At 71.5% G+C, this 14,687-nt stretch carries 14 protein-coding genes; 7 read left to right on the top strand and 7 right to left on the bottom strand.

The window, feature by feature from the left end; translation table 11 throughout:
• Positions 1-63: 63 nt before the first annotated feature.
• From dhaK to dhaM, 3 genes are read left to right on the top strand one after another with little or no spacing between them, the layout of a single operon-like run.
• Positions 64-1,059 carry a dihydroxyacetone kinase subunit DhaK gene (dhaK, locus tag MRBLMI1_RS09095; protein ID WP_367730336.1) on the top strand — a complete coding sequence of 332 codons (996 nt, stop codon included), beginning with the start codon at positions 64-66 and terminating at the stop codon, positions 1,057-1,059.
• Positions 1,056-1,682, top strand: a complete 627-nt coding sequence (gene dhaL / locus MRBLMI1_RS09090) for a dihydroxyacetone kinase subunit DhaL (protein ID WP_367730334.1) — start codon at positions 1,056-1,058, stop codon at positions 1,680-1,682. Before dhaK ends, dhaL begins: the two co-directional genes overlap by 4 nt.
• On the top strand, positions 1,679-2,407 hold the full coding sequence (gene dhaM / locus MRBLMI1_RS09085) for a dihydroxyacetone kinase phosphoryl donor subunit DhaM (protein ID WP_367730332.1): 729 nt from the start codon (positions 1,679-1,681) through the stop codon (positions 2,405-2,407). Before dhaL ends, dhaM begins: the two co-directional genes overlap by 4 nt.
• 33 nt (positions 2,408-2,440) lie before the next feature.
• On the opposite strand, the gene MRBLMI1_RS09080 is transcribed toward dhaM, so the two are convergent.
• A complete protein-coding gene (locus MRBLMI1_RS09080; protein WP_367730330.1) occupies positions 2,441-3,406 on the bottom strand; it encodes a sugar-binding transcriptional regulator in 966 nt (321 codons plus the stop codon).
• A gap of 111 nt (positions 3,407-3,517) precedes the next feature.
• Here MRBLMI1_RS09080 and MRBLMI1_RS09075 point away from each other — a divergent pair, with 111 nt between their 5' ends.
• From MRBLMI1_RS09075 to glpK, 3 genes are all read left to right on the top strand, one after another.
• On the top strand, positions 3,518-5,236 hold the full coding sequence (locus MRBLMI1_RS09075; protein WP_367730328.1) for a glycerol-3-phosphate dehydrogenase/oxidase: 1,719 nt from the start codon (positions 3,518-3,520) through the stop codon (positions 5,234-5,236).
• 119 nt (positions 5,237-5,355) lie between these two features.
• Complete coding sequence (locus MRBLMI1_RS09070; protein WP_367730326.1) at positions 5,356-6,111, top strand: MIP/aquaporin family protein; 756 nt, start codon at positions 5,356-5,358, stop codon at positions 6,109-6,111.
• A gap of 76 nt (positions 6,112-6,187) precedes the next feature.
• Entirely contained in the window at positions 6,188-7,699 is a 1,512-nt protein-coding gene (gene glpK, locus MRBLMI1_RS09065) for a glycerol kinase GlpK (protein WP_367730324.1), read from the top strand.
• A 64-nt stretch (positions 7,700-7,763) separates the two neighbouring features.
• Here the strand turns inward: glpK and MRBLMI1_RS09060 are convergent, their stop codons facing one another.
• Entirely contained in the window at positions 7,764-8,234 is a 471-nt protein-coding gene (locus MRBLMI1_RS09060; RefSeq protein WP_367730317.1) for an OsmC family protein, read from the bottom strand.
• Between the two features lie 159 nt (positions 8,235-8,393).
• Here MRBLMI1_RS09060 and MRBLMI1_RS09055 point away from each other — a divergent pair, with 159 nt between their 5' ends.
• Positions 8,394-9,377 carry an asparaginase gene (locus MRBLMI1_RS09055; RefSeq protein WP_367730315.1) on the top strand — a complete coding sequence of 328 codons (984 nt, stop codon included), beginning with the start codon at positions 8,394-8,396 and terminating at the stop codon, positions 9,375-9,377.
• Between the two features lie 85 nt (positions 9,378-9,462).
• Here the strand turns inward: MRBLMI1_RS09055 and MRBLMI1_RS09050 are convergent, their stop codons facing one another.
• From MRBLMI1_RS09050 to MRBLMI1_RS09030, 5 genes are all read right to left on the bottom strand, one after another.
• Positions 9,463-10,995, bottom strand: a complete 1,533-nt coding sequence (locus MRBLMI1_RS09050) for an APC family permease (RefSeq protein WP_367730313.1) — start codon at positions 10,993-10,995, stop codon at positions 9,463-9,465.
• A 135-nt stretch (positions 10,996-11,130) separates the two neighbouring features.
• Complete coding sequence (locus MRBLMI1_RS09045; RefSeq protein WP_367730311.1) at positions 11,131-11,904, bottom strand: PP2C family protein-serine/threonine phosphatase; 774 nt, start codon at positions 11,902-11,904, stop codon at positions 11,131-11,133.
• A 127-nt stretch (positions 11,905-12,031) separates the two neighbouring features.
• Positions 12,032-13,012, bottom strand: a complete 981-nt coding sequence (locus MRBLMI1_RS09040) for an aldo/keto reductase (RefSeq protein ID WP_367730297.1) — start codon at positions 13,010-13,012, stop codon at positions 12,032-12,034.
• A 68-nt stretch (positions 13,013-13,080) separates the two neighbouring features.
• Positions 13,081-13,788, bottom strand: a complete 708-nt coding sequence (locus MRBLMI1_RS09035) for a DUF3824 domain-containing protein (protein WP_367730295.1) — start codon at positions 13,786-13,788, stop codon at positions 13,081-13,083.
• Positions 13,789-13,884: 96 nt separating this feature from the next.
• The gene (locus tag MRBLMI1_RS09030) at positions 13,885-14,637 is read right to left on the bottom strand and encodes a YaaA family protein (protein ID WP_367730293.1); all 753 of its coding nucleotides are present in this window, start codon (positions 14,635-14,637) and stop codon (positions 13,885-13,887) included.
• Positions 14,638-14,687 lie beyond the last annotated feature (50 nt).

The raw sequence follows: 14,687 nt of genomic DNA, 5'->3' as shown, positions 1-14,687 counted from the left end.
GCCTTCGGCGAGCATCGTCGGGGTGACGGGCCCGTACCCGTCACGCCACGACGAGGAGGCACCGTGAAGAAGTTCGTCAACGACCCGGCCGACGTGCTGGCCGAAGCCCTGATCGGCATCCAGGCCATCCACCCCGAGCTTCGGATCGACACCGAGAACCGCGTGATCCTGCGGGCCGAGCCGACGCGTCCGGGCAAGGTGGCCCTGGTCTCCGGCGGCGGTTCCGGGCACGAACCGATGCACGGCGGCTTCGTCGGGCGGGGCATGCTGGACGCCGCAGCGGCCGGCGAGGTGTTCACCTCCCCCACCCCGGACCAGGTGCTGGCCGCGACGCAGGCGGCCGACTCCGGCGCAGGCGTGCTGCACATCGTGAAGAACTACACCGGCGACGTCCTGAACTTCGAGATGGCCGCCGAGCTCGCCGAGGCGGAGGGCGTCCGCGTGGCCTCGGTGGTGGTCGCCGACGACGTCGCCGTGCAGGACTCCACCTACACCGCGGGCCGTCGCGGCGTGGGCACGACGGTCGTGCTCGAGAAGATCGTCGGCGCCCTCGCCGAGGAGGGGGCGGACCTGGATGCCGTCGCCGCCCTCGCCCGCCGGGTGGCCGACTCCGGCCGGTCGATGGGTGTCGCGCTGACCAGCTGCACCGTGCCGGCCGCCGGCCGGCCGACGTTCGAGCTGCCCGAGGACGAGATGGAGGTCGGTGTCGGCATCCACGGCGAGCCCGGCCGGTCCCGCGTGCCGCTGGCGTCCGCGCGGGAGATCGCCCGCATGCTCGTCGACCCGATCGTCCACGACTTCGGCGACCCCGTCGGTCCGGCGATCGTCCTGCTGTCCGGCCTGGGCGCCACGCCGCTCATCGAGCAGTACCTCCTGTACGGCGAGATCGCTCCGCTGCTGGCCGACGCGGGCGTCGACGTGCAGCGCGTCCTCGTCGGCGACTACATCACGAGCCTGGACATGGCGGGGGCGTCGTTGACGGTGGTGAAGGCGGACGACGAGATGCTGCGCCTCTGGGACGCCCCCGTCGTCACCCCGGGTCTCCGGTGGGGCGCATGACCGGGGCCGTCTCGACCGGCGACCTCGTCACCTGGATCCGGGCCTTCCGCGATGCGGTGCAGCAGCACAAGGAGGAGCTCACCGCTCTGGACTCCGCCATCGGCGACGCCGACCACGGATCGAACCTCGCCCGCGGCATGGATGCCGTCGTCGCGAAGCTCGACACCGTCCCGGCGAGCCCGGCGGAACTGTTCAAGACCGTCGGCATGACCCTGGTCTCCTCGGTCGGCGGCGCGAGCGGTCCGCTCTACGGCACGCTCTTCCTGCGGATGGGACCTGCCCTCGCGACGGGAGGGACGGTGGATGCCGCCGCCCTCGGCGCCGCGCTCCGCGCCGGTGTCGAGGGGGTCGTCGCCCGCGGCAAGGCCAAGCCCGGCGACAAGACGATGATCGACGCCCTGCTCCCGGCCCTGGACGCCTGGGACGCCGCCGGCGACGACCTCGCCGCCGCGGCCCGGGCGGCCGCCGACGCCGCCGCGGCGGGCCGCGACGCGACGGAGCCGCTCGTCGCCCGCAAGGGCCGCGCGAGCTATCTCGGCGACCGCAGCGCCGGACACGTCGATCCCGGTGCGGCCTCCTCGACCCTCCTGCTCGAGGCGTTGGCCGCGACGGTGGCCGCGTGATCGGGCTGGTGGTCGTGTCCCACAGCCGCGCGCTGGCCGAGGCCGCCGTGGAGCTCGCCCTGCAGATGGGCGGCGACCACCCGCCCGTGATCCGGGTGGCGGCGGGCGGTCCGGACGGCGACCTGGGGACGGATGCCACGGCCATCGCGGCCGCGATCGACGAGGCCGACACCGGCGAGGGCGTGCTGGTGCTGATGGACCTGGGCTCGGCGCTGCTGAGCGCCGAGATGGCGCGGGAGTTCGTGGCGGTCCCCGAGCGCGTGCGCTTGAGCGCGGCGCCGTTCGTCGAGGGGCTCGTCAGCGCCGTGGTGACGGCGGCCGGCGGTGCCGACCTCGACGCGGTCGCCGCCGAGGCGGAGACCGCCGGGGAGGCCAAACGGCGTCAGCTCGGCGCGGACGCCCCGTCGTCCGGCCGCGAGCCTGCGGCATCCGCTCCCCCGGTCGAGGACGCGCTGTCGTTCGAGGCGACCGTGGTGAACCCCTCGGGTCTCCACGCCCGACCCGCGGCGACGTTCGTCAAGACCGCGTCGCGCTACGACGCCGACGTCCGCATCGCCGACCTCGACGCCGGCGGTGAGGAGGTCTCGGCGCGCAGTCTGCTGGCGCTCATGTCGCTGGGCGTGCACCGGGGCGCGCGGGTGCGCGTGCGGGCGACCGGTCCGCAGGCCCGCGCGGCGCTGGACGACCTGCGCGGACTCATCGAGGACGGCTTCGGCGAGCGCTGAGCCGCGCGCCCGCCGGACGTGCCGGGGACGCCGTCAGCGCGGAAGGCTCAGCAGGCGCCGCGCGAGGGACTCCTCGACGACGAGCTCGGTGATCAGTCCGGCGGCGAGCGCTCCGCGCAGCCCGTCCAGCTTGGACAGACTCGACACGACGCAGAAGCGGCGCGGGATGCGGCGGACGGTGTCCAGGTCGGGGCCGCTGGAGCGGTTGTTCAGCTCGGGGATGTCGGATGAGCCGTCGACGCGGTAGAAGACCGTCGCGCAGTCGCCGACGACGCCCTCCCGCTCGATGATCGACCGGTCGCGTTCGTCGAAGTAGTCGCCGCTGTAGACGTGGGACGGCACGTCGGCGTGCGGCGAGCCCAGGCCGAACACGAAGAGCCCCACCCGCTGCTGGATCTCCAGCACCGATCGCACCGAGCGCTCCCGCCACATCGCCTGCTTCGTGCGGGGGTCGTCGAAGAGCGCGGGCACGGGGAACTGGTGCACCGACGAGGACCACGCGGCGCCGAAGCGCGACAGGATCTCCCCCGCGTACGGGATGCCGGAGGTCCGGGGGTTGGCCGCGCCGTTCATCTGGACGATGTGGGTGTCGTGCACGTCCTTCGCCGCCATGTGGCGGGCGACGGCGGACAGCGTCGAGCCCCAGGCGATGCCGACGGTCATCGACGACTCGACGCGTTCGGCGAGGATGCGCGCCGCGGTGAGCGCGGTGCGCTCGAGGCGGTCGGCCTCGGTGGTGCGGGTGGGCGTGGGCACCACGTGCGCCATGATCCCGTAACGGTCGGCCACCCGCTGGGCCATCTGACCGCGCGCATCGTCGGGCGGGCTGATGGAGATGGTCACGAGCCCGACGTCCCGGGCGTGCTGGAGCAGACGCGACACGGACGACCGCGAGACGCGCATCTCGTGCGCGATGGCATCCATCGTCAGGTCCTGCATGTAGTAGAGCTGTGCCGCGCGCAGGGCGTCGCGAGAGCGCTCCTCGGCCTGTGTCGTCATGGTCCCCCACCCTTCCGATACGCCATTCTGCACGTTTGTTCAGGGGGCTTGCAACAACGTGCACGTAGGCGCATCCTGCTGGGGTACCGATAACGAAAGGTCGCAGTCGACATGTCGTCCCCCACCTCCCAGCTTCGCGCCGATGTGCAGGCGCTCCGCGACGCCGAAGACCTCGACGTCCTCATCATCGGCGGGGGCATCAACGGCCTCGCCACCCTTCGGGACCTGGCGCTGCAGGGCGTCAAGGTGGCCCTCGTCGAACGCGGCGACTTCGTCTCCGGCGCCTCGTCGGCATCGAGCCACATGGTGCACGGCGGCATCCGCTACCTCGAGAACGGTGAGTTCCGTCTCGTGAAGGAGGCGGTCACCGAGCGCAACGACCTGCTCAAGACCGCCCCGCACTATGTCAAGCCGCTCGAGACGACGATCCCGATCTACAAGACGTTCTCCGGCATCCTCTCCGCCCCGTTCCGCCTCCTGGTGACGCACGGCCGCGGCAAGCCGAACGAGCGCGGCGCCCTGCTGATCAAGGTCGGGCTCATCATGTACGACACCTTCTCCCGCGACGGCGGCACCGTGCCCCGCCACAAGTTCCTCGGCAAGAAGAAGTCGCTCGCCGAGCTGCCGAAGCTCAACTCGGACCTCGCCTACACGGCGACGTACTTCGACGCGTCGATGCACGACCCCGAGCGCATCGCCCTGGACGTGCTGCGCGACGGCATCGAGGCCGGCGGCGGACGCACGCAGGCCGTCAACTACGTCTCCGCCGTCGGCGCCGACGAGAACGGCGTGCGCGTGCGCGACGAGGTCTCCGGCGAGGAGTTCAGCGTCCGGGCCAAGGTCGTGCTGAACACGGCCGGGCCGTGGACCGACCTCGCCAACAGCGCGATGGGGCAGCCGACGCAGTTCATGGGCGGCACCAAGGGATCGCACATCGTCCTCGACAACCCCGAGCTGCTGGCCGCGACCGGCGGTCGCGAGATCTTCTTCGAGCACTCCGACGGTCGCATCGTGCTGATCTACCCGCTGAAGGACCGCGTCCTCGTCGGGACCACCGACATCGACGCCGACCCGTCGCAGCCGGTCGTGTGCACCGACGACGAGATCGCGTACTTCTTCGACCTCATCGGGCACGTGTTCCCCACCGTCGGCGTCGACCGCTCGCAGATCGTCTACACGTTCTCCGGCATCCGCCCGCTCCCCCGCCACGACGACACCGCGCCCGGCTTCGTCTCGCGCGACTACCGCATCGTCGACGGCGAGGTCGCCGGCATCCCGTCGATGAGCCTCGTGGGCGGCAAGTGGACGACGTTCCGCGCCCTCGCCGAGCACCTCAGCATGAAGACGCTGCAGAAGCTGCGCCGCCCGCACCGCGTCAGCACGCAGGGCCTCGCGATCGGCGGCGGCAAGGGCTACCCGACCAGCCCCGAGGAGCGTCGCCGGTGGATCGCCGCACGCACGAACTCCCACGGCGCCGCTCTCGTCGAGACGATGCTCGAGCGCTACGGCACGCGGGCGGACGTCGTCCTCGACGCCCTCCCGGCCGAGCCCACCCCGCTCGCCGACGCCCACGGCTACTACCGCGAGGAGCTGGCCTGGATCGCCGCGCACGAGCAGGTGGTGCACCTCATCGACGTGCTCCTGCGTCGCACGCACCTGGCGTTCGTCGGCGGCATGACCGCGCGCACGCTGCGCGAGGTCGCCGAGGCCGTGGCCGGCCCGCTGGGCTGGGACGCCGACCGCATCGACGCCGAGATCGCGGAGACGACGGAGACGCTCCGCCGCGCTCACCGCGTCGATCTCACCGAGGCCGGTGTCGCTCGAATCTGAGAGAACGTGCGGGCGCGCCGCCTGTTGCGCGCCCGCACGGCGGTCATAAGTTCAGGGGAAGAGCCGCATAACTACCGAGACGTCGACGTCCGGGTGCGCAAAGAAAGGTCAATGACGACATGCAAGAAGTCAATCTGGGGCTGTACTTCCTCTCGGAGGTCGTCGGAACCGCGATGCTGATCCTCCTCGGCTGCGGTGTGGTCGCGAACGTCGCGCTCGCCAAGACCAAGGGCAACGCAGGCGGCACCCTGATGGTGAACTGGGGCTGGGGTCTCGCCGTCTTCGCCGGTGTCATCGTCTCGGCGTACTCCGGGGCGCAGCTGAACCCGGCCGTCTCCATCGGCCTGCTCGTCAGCGGCGGCATCACGATCGGACAGTTCTTCGTCGCCGTCGCCGCGCAGCTGGTCGGCGCGATCATCGGTGCCGTGCTCGCCTGGGCGTCCTACAAGCAGCACTTCGACGACGAGCCCGACCCCGCCGCGAAGCTCGGCGTGTTCTCCACGGGCCCGGCGATCCGCTCGTACGGCTTCAACTTCCTCACCGAGGTCATCGCCACCTTCGTCCTCGTCTTCGTCATCTTCGGCTTCGCCGACTACGGCATCGCCGACGTGGGCGTGCCCGCGGGCATCGGCGGCCTCTCGGCCGTCCCCGTCGCCCTCCTCGTGGTCGGCATCGGCGCGTCCCTCGGCGGTCCCACCGGTTACGCCATCAACCCGGCCCGCGACCTCGGCCCCCGCATCGCCCACGCGATCCTCCCCATCAAGGGCAAGGGCAGCAGCGACTGGGGCTACGCCTGGGTGCCCGTCGCCGGGCCCCTCGTGGGCGGCGCGCTCGCCGGCCTGCTCGCGCCGGTGCTGCTCAGCCTCGGCTCCTGACCCCCGCGGGGGCGGATCCCGCCCCCGCATCCCTTTCCGCAACCCGACACACCACACCTGACAAAGGAGTCCACACATGGCCGACTACGTCCTCGCGATCGACCAGGGCACGACCTCGACCCGCGCGATGATCTTCGACAAGTCCGGGAGCGTCGTCTCCGTCGGACAGAAGGAGCACGAGCAGATCTTCCCGAAGGCGGGATGGGTCGAGCACGACCCGCTCGAGATCTGGCGCAACACCCAGGAGGTCATCGGACTGGCCCTCAGCCGCGCCGACGTCACCCGCCACGACATCGCCGCCGTGGGCATCACCAACCAGCGCGAGACCGCGGTGGTCTGGGACAAGAACACCGGCAAGCCCGTCTACAACGCGATCGTCTGGCAGGACACCCGTACCCAGTCGATCGTCGACCGTCTCGCCGAGGGCGATCCCGAGCGCTACAAGAGCATCGTCGGCCTGCCGCTGGCGACCTACTTCTCGGGCACGAAGATCGTCTGGATCCTCGAGAACGTCGACGGCGCCCGCGAGAAGGCGGAGGCCGGCGACCTGCTCTTCGGCACCACCGACACCTGGGTGCTGTGGAACCTCACCGGCGGCATCGACGGCGGCGTGCACGCGACCGACGTCACCAACGCCAGCCGCACGCTGTTCATGGACCTCGAGACGCTCTCCTGGCGCGAGGACATCCTCGCCGACTTCGGCGTGCCCGCCTCGATGCTCCCCGAGATCCGCTCCTCCTCCGAGGTCTACGGCTCGGTCGAGTCGTCGTCGCTGCTGCGCGAGACCCCGATCGCCGGCATCCTCGGCGACCAGCAGGCGGCGACGTTCGGTCAGGCGGCGTTCGACCCGGGCGAGAGCAAGAACACCTACGGCACGGGCAACTTCCTCATCTTCCAGACGGGCGAGGAGATCGTCCACTCGAAGAACGGCCTGCTCACGACGCTCGGCTACAAGCTCGGCGACCAGCCCGCGCGCTACGCGCTCGAGGGCTCGATCGCGGTGACCGGCTCGCTCATCCAGTGGCTGCGCGACCAGCTCGGCATCATCTCCTCCGCCCCCGAGGTGGAGGCGCTGGCCTCGGGCGTCGACGACAACGGCGGCGTCTACTTCGTCCCGGCCTTCTCCGGGCTCTTCGCCCCGTACTGGCGTCCCGACGCCCGCGGCGCGATCGTTGGCATGACCCGCTACGTCAACCGCGGACACATCGCCCGCGCCGCCCTCGAGGCGACCGCGTTCCAGTCGCGCGAGGTGCTCGACGCGGTCAACGCCGACTCGGGGGTCGACCTGGCCGAGCTCAAGGTCGACGGCGGCATGACGGCGAACGACGCGCTCATGCAGTTCCAGGCCGACATCCTCGGCGTGCCCGTGGTCCGCCCGGTCGTCGCCGAGACCACCGCCCTGGGCGCCGCCTACGCGGCCGGCCTGGCCGTGGGCTTCTGGGACAACCTCGACGACCTCCGGTCGAACTGGCAGGAGGACAAGCGCTGGGAGCCGAACATGGACTCCGACGAGCGCGAGCGCGAGCTGCGCCTGTGGAAGAAGGCCGTCACGAAGTCCATGGACTGGATCGACGACGACGTGCGCTGAGCGCACCGTCCGCAACGAGACCCCCGTCGACTTCGGTCGGCGGGGGTCTCGTCGTCCTCCGGCGTCAGGCCGCGACGACCTCCGGCTCGTGGAGTACCGGGAAGTTGACCGAGTTCGCGATGAAGCACCACTCCCGCGCCTGGCGGTGCGCGGCACGGGCGGCCTCGACCATCGACTCGTCCGCGACGACGACCCGCGGGCGCAGCGTCACCTCGGTGAACGCGCCCCCGCCCTTGCCGTCCTCGACGAGGGTGCCGCTCGCCTCGTCCTCGTAGCCCACGACGACGACGCCCACCTTCACGCACGCGTACAGGTAGGACAGCAGGTGGCACTCGCTGAGGGCGCCCAGCAGCAGCTCCTCCGGGTTCCACTTCGCGGGGTCGCCGCGGAACGGGGTGTCCGCGGACGCCTCGAGAAGCGGCTTGCCGTCGACCTCCAGCGACACCGACCTGTCGTAGTCGCGGTACCCGGTCGTCCCGGCTCCGCGATCGCCGGTCCACGTCGCCCGCAGGCGGTACTGGTGCTCACCGTTCATGCAGCCAGTCTCGCACCGCCCGCCGTCGCCACGGCGCCTCCCGGCCGCGGCATCGCCGCCCGCGGGCCCCAGCCCGTGGCATCCCCCGCCCTTATCGGCACGACGCGCGAGACCCGCGCGCGGACCGGTCGGAGACCCCGCGCCCGATACGATGGAGGGATGCCTGTCGCCCCTCTGGATGCCGCCGAACTCGCCGTCGTGGAGCGGAACGGCTTCGTCGAGTCACGCCATCTCGGCGTCGCGGTCGTGCTCCGTCCCGACGGGTCCGAGCTGCTGACCCTCGGCGACGCCGGAGCCCCGTTCCTCCCCCGCTCGAGCATGAAGCCGTTGCAGGCACTGGCCTGCCTGTCCGCGGGCGCCGACCTGTCGGGCGAGCGACTCGCCCTGGCCATGGCCAGCCACGCCGGCACCGATCGGCATGCCGAGGTGGCCCGCGGCATCCTGGAGTCCGCCGGCCTGACCGAGGACGCCCTCGGCTGCCCCGCCGCGTGGCCGAGCGACACCCGGACGCGCGACGAGCTCGTGCGCGACCACGGCGTGCCCTCGCCGCTGCGGATGAACTGCTCCGGCAAGCACGCCGCGATGCTGCTCACCTGCGTCGCGAACGGCTGGTCCACGGCCGACTACCTCGACCCGCAGCACCCGCTGCAGGCGCACATCCGCGAGGTGATCGAACGCCTCGTGGGCGAGCGGCTCACGACCACCGCGATCGACGGCTGCGGCGCCCCCGTGTACACGATGAGCCTCACGGGTCTCGCCCGGGCCATCCAGCGCATCGCGACCTCGTCGGAGCGCTCCCCCTTCGCCCTGCACCGCAGCGCCGGGGCGCTCGTGCGCGCGGTGCGCGAGAACCCGTGGACCATCGACGGCCCCGGTCGCGGCGACACGATCGTCATCGAGCGGCTCAACGTCTTCTCGAAGATGGGGGCCGAGGGGGTCCAGGTCATGACCGCCCCGGACGGCACGACCGTCGCCCTCAAGATGCTCGACGGCAGCAACCGGGCCGCGCACGCCGTGGCCCTGCGCCTGCTCGAGAAGGCGGGCGCGCTCACCCCGGGCGCGGTCGCCGACACCCTCTCCGCGCTCCCCCTCACCATCTCGGGCGGCGGGCGCGAAGTGGGCGTGATCCGCGCGACGGTCTGACCCGGCACAGGCCCGCGGTGTCATTCCGGGAGCGTGGATGCCACCGCGTGGCATCCGTCCCCCTCCTCCGGGGGTGGCGACGCTCTCAGATGCCGCCGTCGACCGACCGCGGGTAGGTGATCGGCTCGTCCGGGACGAGCACCTCGGTGTCGCGGTTCAGGCTCTCGCCGCGGAAGAACGGACGCGACGCCGGCATGACGAACCACAGCAGCATGAGCAGCACCCCGACCGCGAGCGCGCCGATGCCCACGACGAAGGTGCCGCCGACGCCCAGCAGCACCGTGTAGCCGTAGTCGACGTCGAACATGTCGATGGCCGACTGCACGAAGGCGAACGTCAGCATGAGCGCGCCGAGGAGGGGCAGGATGCCGCGGGTGACGAGGTTCCGGCCCGAGGAGAACAGGTCGCGACGGAAGTACCAGACGCAGGCGTAGCCGGTGATGGCGTAGTAGAACGCGATCGCGAGGCCCAGCGACAGGATGGAGTCCTGAAGGATGTTGTCGCTGATCAGGGTCATCACGATGTAGTAGAGGCTCGCCACGACGCCCATGACCAGCGTCGAGAACGACGGCGTGCGGTACCGGGGGTGGACGGCCTGGAACCGGGCGGGCAGCGCCTTGTACGCCGCCATCGCGAGGGTGCCACGCGCCGTGGGGAGGATGGTCGTCTGCGTCGAAGAGACGGCCGAGATGAGCACGGCCACGACCAGCAGCCACCCGAAGGGGCCGAAGACCCCGTCCTTCAGGGCGAGGAAGACGTCGTCGGCGTTGTCGAGGTTGGCCAGTCCGACGCCGTCCTCGCCGACGCCGGCGTACATCATCGCGGCGACCGTGACGGAGACGTAGGTGCCCAGGAGGATCACCGTCGTCAGCAGCGCCGCCCGCCCGGGGGTGCGCCGAGGGTCCCTGGTCTCCTCGTTGAGAGCCAGGCAGGTGTCCCAGCCCCAGTAGATGAAGAGGGCGAGCAGCACGGCCTCGGTGAAGCCGCTCCAGTCCGTGAATCCGAGCGGGTTGAACCAGGCGAGGTCGAACGGCGTCGGGTTCGGTGCGGTGCCGTCGAAGAACTGCCACAGCGTCGCCACGACGAATGCGGCGAGCACGAGGTACTGCACCGCGAGGAGGACGTTCTGCAGTCGCTCGCCGATCTCGACCCCGCGCCAGCTGACGTAGGTCATCGCGGCGATGAAGACGACGCCGGTCGCGGTGACGACGACCGGGTTCTCCGCGAGCGATCCGTCGCCGATGAGGGTCCAGAAGTAGATGCCGGCGATCTGCGCGAGGTTGGCCAGCACGACCATGCCCGCGACCGCCACTCCCCATCCGCCCATCCAGCCGACCCACGGGCCGAACGCCTTCGTCCCCCACGTGAACGTCGTGCCGCAGTCCGGGACCGCATTGTTCAGTTCCCGGTACGCGAACGCGATGAACAGCATCGGGATGAAGGCCAGGATGAACGCGATCGGCGCCTGGGCTCCGACGGCCACGACGACGAAGCCGAGGGTGGCCACGAGCGAGTACACGGGCGCCGTCGACGCGAGCCCGATCACCGTGGATCCCCAGAGTCCGAGCGTCCCCGTCGCCAGGCCCTTGGTCGTCGCCGTCGTGGGCTGCGTCGTCATATGCCGAACGTAGAATTCACCCGTCGTCCGCGTCAAGGACGGATTCCCCTCGCGTCCTCGCCGCGGTCCGGCCTGACGGGCGGGAGGGCTCAGGCGGGGGGGGGCTCAGACGGTGGCTCCGGCGGACGGAAGGGCTCAGGCCGTCGGGCGGGCCACGTCGAGCACGACGATGGTGATGTTGTCGCGCCCACCGTTCTCGAGGGCCGCGGCCATCATCGCCTTCACGGCGTCGGCCGGGTCGCGGTTGGCCTCGAGGAAGTGCCGGATGCCGAAGTCGGTGAGCTCCTTCGTCAGTCCGTCGGAGCAGATGACGAAGCGGTCGCCGTCGACCACCTCGAGACGCAGGTAGTCGGGCTTGACGCTGTCGCTCGGGCCCACGGCGCGGGTGATGACGTTGCCGTAGGGGTGGTTCTCCGCCTCCTCCGGGCTGAGACGCCCGGCGGCGATGAGCTCCTGCACGACGGAGTGGTCCGTCGTGACCTGCACGATGTCGTCGTCGCGCAGGAGGTAGACGCGCGAGTCGCCGATGTTCAGCGTGACCCAGTGCGGCTCCTCCCCCGACGTCTCGAGGTACAGGCCGGTCAGCGTGGTGCCGGTGCCCTCGTCCGTGGTCTCGGGGTGCGCGACGATGTCCTTGACCGCACGCGAGAGAGCCTTCTCGATGCTCTTGGGCGTCACGGAGCCCGCGGCGACCGTGGCCCGCAGCCGGTCGACGGTGCTGGTGCTGGCGATCTCGCCGCCCAGGTGCCCGCCCATCCCGTCGGCGACGACGAACAGCGGGTATTCGGCGAGGACCGCGTCCTGGTTGACTTCGCGACGACGCCCCGTGTCGGTGCTCTCCGCCCACGACAGCTCGATGTCTCCGCCATGGAGCGGGACGCGGCGGGTATGGGTGGTCACCTCGGGCACGAAAGATCCTCCGGTTGGCCGACAGCTTCGCCGGCGAGGGACGCGCGGCCCTCACATACTAGTCGACACGCCGCGTCTCGCCGGGGCAGCGCCGCGCGGAACGGCCCGGCCCCGTCGCGCGCGGGACTCATCCCGCGGCGGGGTCGGCGGGGAGGCTCAGGATGCCGTCGAGCTCGGCGATGTCCTCCGGCGTCGGCGTCCAGGCGACGGCCGCCTCCGCGTTGGCCCGCACCTGCTCGGCGCTGGTGGCGCCCGCGATCACGCTCGACACGAGCGGGTTGGCCAGGAACCAGCCGAAGGTCCCCTGGAGCATCGTGATGCCGCGCGCGTCGCAGAAGGCCTGGTACTGCTCGAGGGCGTCCCACGGCGCGTCCCGCCACAGGTGCGGCCGCTGCCGCATGATGCGGCTGCCCTCCGGGCCCCCGTCGCGCGTGAACTTGCCGGTCAGCAGACCGTTGTGCAGCGGGAAGAACGGCAGGAACCCGAGTCCGTAGCGCTCCACCGCGGGCAGGACCTCGCGCTCGGCGGCGCGAGCGAGCAGGCTGTACTGGTTCTGCGCGGAGACGAACCGGACAGCCCCGGCGGCGTGGTCGGCCTCGGCGATCTGCCACCCCGCGAAGTTCGAGTGCCCGACGTAGAGCACCTTCCCCTCGCGCACGAGGTCGCTCACGGCATCCAGGGTCTCCTCGATCGGGGTCGAGGGGTCGGGGGTGTGCAGCTGGTAGAGGTCGATGCGGTCGGTGCGCAGGCGGCGCAGCGAGTCCTCGACGGCCCGGCGGATGTGGATGCGCGAGCCCTTCGCGCCGCCTGGGACGTCCGGGGCGAAGTCGGCGTGGCCGAACTTCGTCGCCAGCACGACCTCGTCGCGGCGGCCCGTGAGAGCCTCCCCCATGAGCGTCTCGCTGAGACCGAACTCGCGCCCGTAGATGTCGGCGGTGTCGAGGAAGGTCACGCCGGCGTCGATCGCTGCGTCCAGCACCGCCCGTGTGCCGTCGATGGTCTCGGTCGCCGTCCCGGCGCGGCCGAAGTTGTTGCAGCCGAGTCCAACCGCGGAGACGCGGAGTCCGGAGTCGCCGACGGGACGGAGGGGCAGCGTCGAGGGGGTCATCCCTCCACGGTAGCCGCCGCCGGGACGGCGACGGGCCCGCACCGGAGTGGTGCGGGCCCGTCGGTCGATCAGTACTGCGGCGGCGGCGGGGGCGTGGTGCCCGGCGACGGCGGCGGCGGGGTGGCTCCCCCGGCGGGCGGGGGCGGGTAGCCACCGGCGGGCGGCGTGCTCCCCGTAGCGGGCGGGGGCGGGTAGCCGCCGGGGTTCTGCGGGGCGCCGTATCCGGCGTTCGGGACGCCGCCGGCGGCGGAGACCGGCTGGCTCGGCTGGACCGGGATGCCGTTCCACACGGTCTTGTCGGCGAGGAACGACGACGACCAGGGAGCGGGCGCGATGCCCGGCGTGAAACGCGCACTGCCGAACCCGAGGATGGCCAGCCAGATCCAGATGCCGAGCGGACCCAGGAGGAACAGCAGGAGCAGCGGCCACTCCTTTCCGAACTTGCTGTTCACGCGCCACGCGATGGCGACGAACGCGACCAGACCGGCCAGTCCGGCGAGGACGTTGAGCAGCGGGATGACGCCCGCCACGACGATGCCCAGGACGACCCACGGCGAGACGTCGCCGAGCTTGGCCAGGACGAGGGTGTTGTAGACGGGCACCCAGGCGCGCCACTTGCCCTGGACCCCGGCCTTCTCGAAGACCTTCATCAGCAGGAACGAGCTGATGACGTAGCCGATGACGGAGAAGAGGAAGGCGAAGAGGTTCAGGATCGCCAGGATCGCCGCCGACGCCGCGTCGGAAGAGTCCCCGTACATTGCAGGGAGAATGGTCATAGTGTCTCCTTCCGGGCCCGAGCCCACGGGAGCGGAGGTGCCCGCCGCAGTCATGGTAGCGAACTGAGTGTTCGCTGTGAGCGAGGCGCTGCGCTGTTATGAGCTGACGAGCGAGAATTCACCTGAATCGCCGCGCCGGAGGTCGACGCCGCGGTCGGCGGCCCAGGACAGGAGGTCCTCGCCGGATGCGATGGTCGCTCCCGACGAAGCGAGGTCGCGGACGAGCTCGCCCTTCGCCTTCTTGTTGAAGTGGTTGAGGGCACGAACGGCCCCGTCCTCGGTCTCCGCGACGACCCGCACGTAGGCGGACGCCACCTCCTCCGGCACGGGCCCGAGGGCCACGTAGGCCTCGGAGCGCAGGTCCAGGACGAAGGCGGGGAGGGATGCCGCCAGCGCCGCGCTCACGGGGGCCGCCCACTGCCGCCGCAGGGCCGGCAGTCCCGGCACCGACGTCCCGGCGGCGAGGCGATAGGCGGGGATGGCATCCATCCCTCCCACCGGCCCGAAGGGCGCCGAATGGATGAGGACGTGCTCCCCGATCCAGACGCGGGCGGCGTCGTCGAGAGACGACGCGTCGAGCGCGTCGAAGAGCGCGCCGGTGTAGCGGTCGATCGCCGGCATCGTCGGGGCGGTCCGGAGCGCCGCGTTGTCCGCGATCTCGTGCCGGCGAGCGGCGCTGAGCTTGAGGACGCGCGCAGCCGCGTCCTCGTCGGCGGAGAGCGCGATGAGGGCGTCGATCACCTCGTGACGCTGTGGCGCGAGCGCGGGCAGCGCCAGGTCGGCGAGGTCGAGCGGGACGCCGTCGCCGCCCGGGCGCTTGGTCTCGGACGGGGGCAGGAGGACGAGCATGGGATCTCCGGGAAACGATCGACGCGCGCCGCCCGGTGAACCGGGCGACG

It is taken from the genome of Microbacterium sp. LMI1-1-1.1 (assembly GCF_040815675.1).
GTDB lineage: Bacteria > Actinomycetota > Actinomycetes > Actinomycetales > Microbacteriaceae > Microbacterium.
This window is presented reverse-complemented; position numbering and strand designations above follow the sequence as displayed.

Coding starts and splice junctions, on each gene's coding strand:
- dhaL (WP_367730334.1), top strand. CDS start 1,056: ATGACCGGGGCCGTCTCGACCGGCGACCTCGTCACCTGGATCCGGGCC.
- MRBLMI1_RS09080 (WP_367730330.1), bottom strand. CDS start 3,406: ATGACGACACAGGCCGAGGAGCGCTCTCGCGACGCCCTGCGCGCGGCA.
- MRBLMI1_RS09075 (WP_367730328.1), top strand. CDS start 3,518: ATGTCGTCCCCCACCTCCCAGCTTCGCGCCGATGTGCAGGCGCTCCGC.
- MRBLMI1_RS09070 (WP_367730326.1), top strand. CDS start 5,356: ATGCAAGAAGTCAATCTGGGGCTGTACTTCCTCTCGGAGGTCGTCGGA.
- glpK (WP_367730324.1), top strand. CDS start 6,188: ATGGCCGACTACGTCCTCGCGATCGACCAGGGCACGACCTCGACCCGC.
- MRBLMI1_RS09060 (WP_367730317.1), bottom strand. CDS start 8,234: ATGAACGGTGAGCACCAGTACCGCCTGCGGGCGACGTGGACCGGCGAT.
- MRBLMI1_RS09055 (WP_367730315.1), top strand. CDS start 8,394: ATGCCTGTCGCCCCTCTGGATGCCGCCGAACTCGCCGTCGTGGAGCGG.
- MRBLMI1_RS09050 (WP_367730313.1), bottom strand. CDS start 10,995: ATGACGACGCAGCCCACGACGGCGACGACCAAGGGCCTGGCGACGGGG.
- MRBLMI1_RS09040 (WP_367730297.1), bottom strand. CDS start 13,012: ATGACCCCCTCGACGCTGCCCCTCCGTCCCGTCGGCGACTCCGGACTC.
- MRBLMI1_RS09035 (WP_367730295.1), bottom strand. CDS start 13,788: ATGACCATTCTCCCTGCAATGTACGGGGACTCTTCCGACGCGGCGTCG.
- MRBLMI1_RS09030 (WP_367730293.1), bottom strand. CDS start 14,637: ATGCTCGTCCTCCTGCCCCCGTCCGAGACCAAGCGCCCGGGCGGCGAC.